This is a genomic window from Actinomadura rubrisoli (genome assembly GCF_004349215.1).
GTDB classification, from domain to species: Bacteria; Actinomycetota; Actinomycetes; order Streptosporangiales; family Streptosporangiaceae; genus Spirillospora; species Spirillospora rubrisoli.
Genome location: NZ_SMKU01000021.1, coordinates 42,970 through 51,501 on the forward strand (window position 1 = coordinate 42,970; position 8,532 = coordinate 51,501).

Below are 8,532 nucleotides of genomic sequence, written 5' to 3' on the forward strand. Positions count from 1 at the left end.
AACGCGTGGCGAGGATCGCGGCGGCGCGGCTGTCGGCCGAGCCCAGCTCGCCCGAGCAGCACGACCGCCGCCGGCGCATCCTGCGGGCGGCGGCGCGGATCGGCGGCGAGAAGAGCCTGGAGCGCGTCCAGATGCACGAGGTCGCCAAGGCCGCCGGTGTCGCGATCGGCACGCTGTACCGGTACTTCCCGTCCAAGATCCACCTGTTCACCGCCGTGATGGCGGCGCAGGTCGACCGCTTCCAGGAGAGCATCTCCCGGCCCGCGCCCGGCACCGCCCCCGAGGACGCGGTCGCCGATCTGCTCGTGCGGGCGAGCCGCCAGCTGATGGCCCAGCCCGTCCTGTCGGCCTCCATGCTCCAGGCGTCGAACACCGCCAACGTCGCGACCGTCGCCGACACGGCCCGCATCGACCGCGCCCTCCGCGAGATCGTCCTGCGGGCCGTCGGGATCGAGGTGCCCACCGCGCAGGACGTCACGCTCGTCCGGCTGCTGATGCAGTGCTGGTACGGGGTGCTCCAGGCGAGCCTGAACGGACGCGCGTCCATGGCCGACGTGGAGGGCGACATCCGGCTCGCCTGCCGCCTCCTGCTGGCCCCCCGCTCCAACGCCCCGCAGAGCTGACGCCGCCCCTCCCGGTTCTCAGGACGATCGCGGCAAGGCGTCAATGTGAATTTCGTTCGATGAGCATTAACATTTGACTTCCCTCCCCCCGAAGAGGGGGAGTCAAAGGGCTTTACCCCCTCTGGTCAGGGCGGATTCACGATGGTGGTGCTGACTGTACCGGCACACTCCCGCAGGCAGGGTCGATCGGGCCGGACTCGCGGACTCAAAGTGAATACAACCACGTCCAGAAAGGGGTCAGTGGATGGCGAAACATCGGTTCGGAGTCCGCCGTCGACCGCGTGAACTGAGACGCACCGGAACGGCAATGGCTCTGGCTCTCACGATGGCGGCCGCTCTGGTATCGGTCGTCGTCTCGACAGCACTCACAACGGCGCCGGCGTCGGCCGCGCCGGACAAGCCGAAGGCGATCGTGGCGATCGGCGACAGCTACATCTCAGGCGAGGCGGGCCGGTGGGCCGGCAACGCCAACACCGGGGCCGGGGGGACCGCGTGGGGCACCGACCTCGCCGCGATCTCCTGCCTGCCCGACCGGGAGGACCGCTGCGACCACGAGCCGAGCCTGGTCTACCTGGACGGCTCCGACGTCGACAAGGGCAACGGGTGCCACAAGTCGAGAATGGCGGAGATCAAAGGCGCCGAAATCGACGGGGTAGGGGAGCGTGAGAGGTTCAACCTCGCCTGCTCGGGGGCGACCACCGACAGCATCCTGCGCACCATCTTCAAGGGGCAGGCGCCGCAGATCACGCAACTGGAGTCCACCGCCGCGTCGTACAACGTCACCACGGTCGTCGTGTCCATCAGCGGCAACGACCTGAGATTCGGTGACATCATCGGGAAATGCGCCGAGGCGTACCTTCGCGGGGGAGCGCTTTGCAGCGTCAGCGAGGCGCGGAATCTTGAGAACCGGCTTCCGGAGGTCAGGAGCAAGGTCGTCGAAACGCTGCGGGAGATCCACAGGGTCATGCAGGCCAGTGGCCAGGACCGCGGCAGCTACCGCTTGATCCTTCAGTCCTATCCGACACCCATCCCGACGGGCGACAAGTACCGCTGGCGCGAGCGCGGCGCCTTCTGGGAGCGGTACCGGCGGGGCGGCTGCCCGTTCCTGGACGCCGACACCGACTGGGCCAACAAGTCCCTGGTTCCGGGCATCAGGGACATGCTGCGCGACGCCGCGTTCTCCACCGACGCCTCGTTCCTGGACCTGTCCGAAGCGTTCGCCGGACATGAGCTGTGCACGAACGAGGCCGATCAGGCCGGCAGCCAGCACAGTCGGGCCAACCCACTGAGGGCGGAGGACGCGGAATGGGTCCGCTGGCTGCCCTACCTGAGGTCGCGCACGTTCCCCTGGGAGAGCCAGGGGCACCAGCAGGAGGCCATTCACCCCAACGCCTTCGGGCAAGAGGCACTGAGCGCCTGTCTGACCAAGATGGTCGCCGCCTCTCCCACGCCCGGCCAGGCGTTCCGGTGCAAGGGAGCAGCCAGGGCCAAGCCGGCGGACGTGCAGGTGCAGAGGGAGATCGTGCACCAGGAGTCCTGGGGCCGCATCCTCAACGGCCGGGGCGGCCGCCCTGCCGTGTTCACCTACGGCGGCCAGCAGCACGCCTTCGCCAGTGACGGCAACTGCCTGGAGCACATGTGGTGGTCGGCGGCCAGCGGTCCGCGCCGGGACCAGTGGGGTTGCGGCATCAACAGCGTCCCGGCCGCGTACGTCGGCGCCGGCCAGCAGCACGTCTTCGCCGCAGGCGGGGGTTGCCTGGAACACTTCTGGTGGGAGGGCGGCACCGAGATCAAACGGAACCGGTGGGGGTGCGGCATCGACAGTGCGCCGGCCGGGTTCCTCTACGGTGAGCAGCAGCACGCCTTCGCCAAGAGCGGTAATTGCTTGGAACACTTCTGGTGGGAACCGGGCCGCGCGAGCAACGACATCCAGCGCAACCGATGGGGCTGCGGCATCGACGGCTACCCGGCTGTTTTCGTCGACGGTGAGCAGCAGCACGCCTTCGCCAAGAACGGTAATTGCTTGGAACACTTCTGGTGGGAACCGGGCCGCGCGAGCAACGACATCCAACATGACCAGTGGGGCTGCGGCATCGACAGCCCTCCGGCCGTTTTCGTCCAGGGCAGGCAGCAGCACGCCTTCGCCAAGAACGGTGAGTGCCTGGAACACTTCTGGTGGGAGCCGGGCAATAGCGTCCAGCACGACCAGTGGGGCTGCGGCATCGACACCCCTCCGGCCGCGTTCGCCTCCGGTGAGCAGCAGCACGCCTTCGCCACGAAGGACAACTGCGTGGAGCACTTCTGGTGGGAGCGCGACCGGCCGATTCGTCGCGACCGGTGGGGCTGCGGCGTCGATGGCAATGTGAACGGGTTCGCCAGCGGAGACCAGCAACACGTCTTCGCCCACGGCCAAAGGCAGCCGACCCAGCATTTCTGGTACGCCGGATGAAGCAGGAACCGAGATAGCAGCACAACGCCGAACGACCAGATGAGGTCCCCGGAGTCCGGCCTTCGATCAGAAGCGCCCGGGCACCGGGGGCCTCGACGCGATGCAACCGCGCGGCCTGTTTCCCACCGTTTCCCGCCGGCCGGTGGCCCGGAGCGGTCTGGGGCGGTCTGGCGCGGACGGGGTGGGGGCGGTGCCCTGGCGGTGGGGTCCGCCAGGGCACCGGGCTCACCGTGTCAGCAGTGGCCGTCGTGGATCAGGTGCATGTCGATCGTCCAGGTCCAGCTGTTGCGGTGCTCGCCGTGCGGAGGGACGCAGACCTCGTAGTTGTCATACGGGAAGTACTGGCGGACCTTGATGCGGTCGACCGAGTCGTCGCAGTTGTGCCACACCGCGTCGTTGCCCTCGTGGTACGGCCCGCCGGGCGCGCAGGGGAGGGCGGCGTCGCGGAGGACGGTGCTGGAGACGGGCGGAGACGGCTTGGCCGGCGCCGCGGAGGCGCCCGCCGCCTGCGCGCTGCCGGTGAGCACCGTGGTGAGCGCGATGGCGCCGAGGAGTCCGGCGTAGAGCTTTCTCATTGCTGGGTCTTCCCTTCGAGATGCCGGGGCCGGCCGATTTTCGGTCGCGGCCGGCGGTCCGATTACGGATGGTTCCGGGGCGGGTATTTGTGCTGCCTCACCTCCTGTTGTGTTCGCCGGTCGCCCCGGGCTGGTTGGCCGCCTGAGGTCATGTGTAGTGCAGCGGGATTGTTTAGGATCGGAGGCGGCCGCTGAAGAAAGAAAGGCCGAAGAAAGCCGGTCCGCGACCGGTTCGAAGAGGTGTGCCGTCCGGTACGGTTCCAGCTGGAGAATTGACGTGGCCGGGGGTGGGATATGCCGCGCCGAGAGCGTCCGCTCGCCGAGGGTGACGGTGCACTGCTGCGGTTCGCGCGGGACCTGAGGTCGTTGCGGGAACGCGCGGGCAGGCCGACTTACCGGGAGCTGAGCGAACGAGCGCACTATTCGGAGGCGGCCCTGTCGCAGGCCGCCGCGGGGCGCAAATTACCCAGCCTGGCGGTCACTCTGGCCTACGTACGGGCCTGCGGCGGCAGCGTCCGGGAGTGGGAGGACCGCTGGCGCGCGGTGGCGGCGGACCTGGAGCCGCCGGAGCCGGCCGGGCAGAAGGGCTCGCCCTACGCGGGGCTGGTCGCGTTCCAGCCGGAGGACGCCGACCGGTTCTTCGGCAGGGCGCGCCTGGTGGAGGAGCTGTCGTCCCGGCTGGAGGCGTCCCGCGTCGTCGTCGTCTTCGGCGCGTCCGGCGCCGGAAAGTCCTCGCTGCTGCGGGCCGGGCTGATTCCCCGGCTGGACGGGCCGGTGCTGCTGTTCACCCCCGGCGTGCATCCGCTGGAGGAGTGCGGGATCCACCTCGCCCGCCGCACCGGCGCACCGGTGCCGCCGCTGGGGGACGACCCGCGCGCGCTTCACCGGGCCGTGCGGACGGCCGCGCCGGACGGCACCGAGCTGGTGATCGTGGTCGACCAGTTCGAGGAGGTGTTCACCCTCTGCCGCGACGAGGAGGAGCGGGGCCGCTTCATCGACGCGCTGCTCACGGCGGCGGGGGCCGGCAACAGCGGGTGCCGGGTCGTCCTGGGGGTGCGCGCGGACTTCTACACCCACTGCACCGCCTACCCCGACCTGGTCGAGGCCCTGCGCGACGGTCACGTCACCGTCGGCCCGATGACCTCGGACGAGCTGCGCCTGGCGATCACCCAGCCCGCCGTCCGCGCCGGCTGCGCGGTGGAGTCGGCCCTGCTCGCCGAGCTGGTCGCGCAGGCGACCAAGCGCGTCGGCGTGCTGCCGCTGCTGTCGCACTCGCTGCTGGAGACCTGGCGCCGGCGCCGGGGCAACACGCTGACGCTCGCCGGATACCACGCCTCGGGCGGCATCGAGGGCGCGCTCGCCCAGACCGCCGAGTCGGTGTACGGCGGGCTGTCGGAGGCGCAGCGCCGCCTGGTGAAGGACCTGCTGCTGCGGCTGACCGCGCTCGGCGAGGGCACCGAGGACACCAAGCGGCGCGTGAGCCGCGGCGAGCTCGGCGATGACGACGACACCCGCCGGGTCCTGGATCACCTGGCGGACAGCCGTCTGATCGCGCTGGACGTCGACAGCGTCGAGATCTCGCACGAGGCGCTGATCGGGTCGTGGCCGCGGCTGCGCGACTGGCTCGCCGAGGACCGCGAGGGGCTGCGCCTGCACCGGGAGCTGACGGCGGCGACCGACGCGTGGGAGGCGCTGCGCCACGACGCGGGCGCGCTGTACCGCGGCGTCAGGCTGGAGCGGACGGCCGAATGGGCCGCGGCCGGGGGCGGCGCGTCCCTCACCGGACGGGAGCGGGCCTTCCTCGACGCCAGCCTCGCCGCCGAGCGGGCCGAGCGCGGCCTCGCCCGCCGCAACAGCCGCCGCCTGCGGCAGGCCGTGGCGCTGCTCAGCGCCCTGCTGGCGCTGACCGGCGCCGCGACGGCCTACGCCGTCAGCACCGAGCGCTCGGTGTCACGGCAGCGGGACACGGCCCTGTCCGAGATCGTCGCGGGCAAGGCGGCGGCTCTGCGCAGGACGGACCCGCCGCTGGCCGCCCAGCTCAGCATGGCCGCCTACCAGCTCGCGCCGACCCGCGCGGCGCGGGCGAGCGTGCTCGCCGCGCTCCCCTTCCCCAACCGGCGGCGCATGGCGGGGCACCAGGCGAACGTGAACTCCGTGGCGTTCAGCCACGACGGCCGCACCGTCGTCACCACCAGCCATGACCGCACCGCGCGGCTCTGGGACGCCGCCGATCCCGGCCGCTCCGCGCAGTTATCGGTGCTCTCCGGCCATACCAGCTCGGTGAACGCGGCGGCGTTCCGTCCCGACGGGCGCGTGCTGGTGACCGCGGGCTGGGACCGCACGGCCAGGCTCTGGGACGTCTCCGACCGCCGCCGCCCCTTCGGGCTGTCGACGCTCCGCAAGCACACCGGCCAGGTCAACGCGGTGGCGTTCAGCCCGGACGGCCGCACCGTCGCGGCGGTGAGCGCCGACCGCACCGCGACGCTGTGGGACGTCGCCGATCCCCGGAGGCCCCGCGCGCTGCGCACCCTCTCCGGGCACACCGCGGAGGTGGTCGCCGTGGCGTTCCGCCCGGACGGGCGGATGCTGGCCACCGCGAGCTTCGACCGCACCGTCGCGCTCTGGGACCTGGCGAAGACCCGCCCGCCCACGTTCCTCAAGGGTCACGAACGCGGGGTGACCTGGGTCGCCTTCAGCCCCGACGGCGCGAGGCTCGCCTCCTCCGGCCAGGACGGGACGGCGCGGATCTGGGACCCGGCCCGCGGACGTGAAGTCGGGACGCTGACCGGCCACGACGACATCGTCCGGTCGGTCGCGTTCAGCCCGGACGGCCGCAGCGTCGCCACCGCGGGCGAGGACAGGACCGCGCGGCTGTGGGACGTGTCGGGGCCAGGCGGCCACCGCCAGATCGCGGTCATGGAGGCCCACTCCGACGTCCTCTCGTCGGTGGCGTTCAGTCCCGACGGGCGCGCCATCGTGACCGGCAGCGACGACGACACGGCCGTGCGGTGGGGGTTCCCGGCTGCCTGGCCCGGGCCGATCGATGTGCTCCAGGCCGAGGCGTGGCTGTGCGGGGCCGCCTCCCCGCCGATCAGCTCGGCCGACTGGGCCGCCTACTTCCCGGGCGTCGACTACCGCCCGCCCTGCCGGTAGGCGCGTGCCGGTGGGCGCGCGCCGGTGGGCGCGTGGATCAGGTGGCGAGAAAGGCCAGGAGGTCCTCGTTGAAGCGGTCCTTGTCGCCGGGGACGAGGGCGATGCCGTGGGAGCCGCCCTCGTAGACCTTGAGGGTGGCGTCCGGGATGAGCTCGGCGGCCTTGCGGCCCGTGGCGTCGATGGGGACGATCTGGTCGTCGTCGCCGTGGACGACCAGGGTCGGGACGTCGAACTTCCTCAGGTCGTCGTGGAACTCGGTCCGGGCGAAGGCGTCCACGCACTTGAGCCCGGCCTGGATGCTCTCGTGCATGGCCATGAACCAGAAGGCGTCCTTGTTCCCCTGGGTGGCCTTGGTGCCCGGACGGCCAGCGCTGAAGAACCCCTCCGCCGAGTCCTTCCAGTACTGCGAACGTTCGGTGAGGATGCCCTTCTTGATGGCCTCGAACGCCTCGGCGGGCACGCCCTCGGGGTTGGCGTCGGTCCGGAGCATCAGCGGCGGGATGGCCGACAGCAGCACGGCCTTGGCGATCCGGCCGGTGCCGTGCCGGCCGATGTAGCGGGCGAGTTCGCCGCCGCCCATCGAGTGGGCGACGAGGGTGACGTCGCGCAGGTCCAGCGCCTGGATCAGGTCGTTCAGGTCGTCGGCGAAGGTGTCGAAGTCGTAGCCGTCCCACGGCTGGGCGGAACGGCCGTGCCCGCGCCGGTCGTGGGCGATGCCCCGGAAGCCGTTGCCGGCCACGCATCTCATCTGGTCTTCCCAGGCGTCGGCGTTGAGCGGCCAGCCGTGGCTGAACACCACCGGCGGCCCGCTGCCCCAGTCCTTGTAGAAGATCTCGACCCCGTCGCGCGTCGTGACGAAACCCATCCTGCGCCCCCTCGCCGCTCATCGGTGGAATCCAGGCGGACGCGCACGAGCCCGCCCGCCCCACGACGGGCGATACCCCGGGCGATGACCGACTAGGCCATGGACGGGTCAACAGGTCATCAGGGACGCGTCAGCCGGGTTCGCTCTCGTCGAGCAGGCGGAGGGCGCGGCTCGCTCCCGGGATGCGGGCCAGGTTGGCGCTGATCCTGTCGGCGGTGGCGCGGACGGCCTCGGCGAGGGACGCCAGGCGACGGCTGTCCAGGACCACGGTCGCGATGGCGGCGACGGTCGTCCCGGCGGGGTCGTGGACGGGCGCGGCGACGCACGCGAGCGGCGGCAGGGCGGACTCGTAGTCGAACGCCACGCCGTGGTCGCGCACGCCGGTGAGCCGCCGGGTCCACTCCGTCCTGGGATACCCGTCGGGCGCGGCGGCCCGCGGCCGGGACGCCTTGATCGCCGCTTCGGCCGCGCTCGCGACGGGGAGGACGGCTCCCGGGCGCAGGGGCCAGACCTCGTCGGCCCGCCCCAGCACCCCCGCGACGATCAGGGCGTCCGAGGCGTTGAGGACGGCGACGCTCACGCTCTCCCCGACCGTGATGGCGAGCTGCCGCGCGGGACGGGCGGCGGCCGTCCGCAGCACGGGCGCCGGCTCCCACATCTGCCCCAGCCGGAACGCGCGGGCGCCGACCCGGTAGCGGCCGCCCTCCCCGCGGTGCACGGCGCCCAGGGCGACGAGCTGGTCCAGCAGCCGGTGCGTGGTGGACTTGGGCAGCCCGGTCGCCGACGACAGCTGCGTCAGCCCCGCCTCACCGAGCCGCGCCAGCTCCTCCAGCACGAGGAACGCGCCCTCCAGCACCCCGCGGCCCC

At 71.9% G+C, this 8,532-nt stretch carries 6 protein-coding genes; 3 read left to right on the forward strand and 3 right to left on the reverse strand.

Going from position 1 to position 8,532, the window contains the following annotated elements:
* Positions 1 to 5: 5 nt before the first annotated feature.
* Complete coding sequence (locus tag E1298_RS07365; protein WP_131890271.1) at positions 6 to 623, forward strand: TetR/AcrR family transcriptional regulator; 618 nt, start codon at positions 6 to 8, stop codon at positions 621 to 623.
* Positions 624 to 930: 307 nt separating this feature from the next.
* The gene (locus E1298_RS07370) at positions 931 to 3,072 is read left to right on the forward strand and encodes a GDSL-type esterase/lipase family protein (RefSeq protein ID WP_165975351.1); all 2,142 of its coding nucleotides are present in this window, start codon (positions 931 to 933) and stop codon (positions 3,070 to 3,072) included.
* 233 nt (positions 3,073 to 3,305) lie between these two features.
* Here the strand turns inward: E1298_RS07370 and E1298_RS07375 are convergent, their stop codons facing one another.
* A complete protein-coding gene (locus tag E1298_RS07375; protein ID WP_131890275.1) occupies positions 3,306 to 3,647 on the reverse strand; it encodes a hypothetical protein in 342 nt (113 codons plus the stop codon).
* 294 nt (positions 3,648 to 3,941) lie between these two features.
* Between E1298_RS07375 and E1298_RS07380 the strand changes: the two genes are divergently transcribed.
* On the forward strand, positions 3,942 to 6,800 hold the full coding sequence (locus E1298_RS07380; protein WP_131890277.1) for an nSTAND1 domain-containing NTPase: 2,859 nt from the start codon (positions 3,942 to 3,944) through the stop codon (positions 6,798 to 6,800).
* Between the two features lie 37 nt (positions 6,801 to 6,837).
* Here E1298_RS07380 and E1298_RS07385 read toward each other — a convergent pair whose 3' ends face one another.
* Positions 6,838 to 7,665, reverse strand: coding sequence for an alpha/beta fold hydrolase (locus E1298_RS07385; RefSeq protein WP_131890279.1), 828 nt, complete (start codon positions 7,663 to 7,665; stop codon positions 6,838 to 6,840).
* 130 nt (positions 7,666 to 7,795) lie between these two features.
* Positions 7,796 to 8,532: IclR family transcriptional regulator (locus tag E1298_RS07390; protein WP_131890281.1), on the reverse strand; the 737-nt coding region annotated here is incomplete at its 5' end.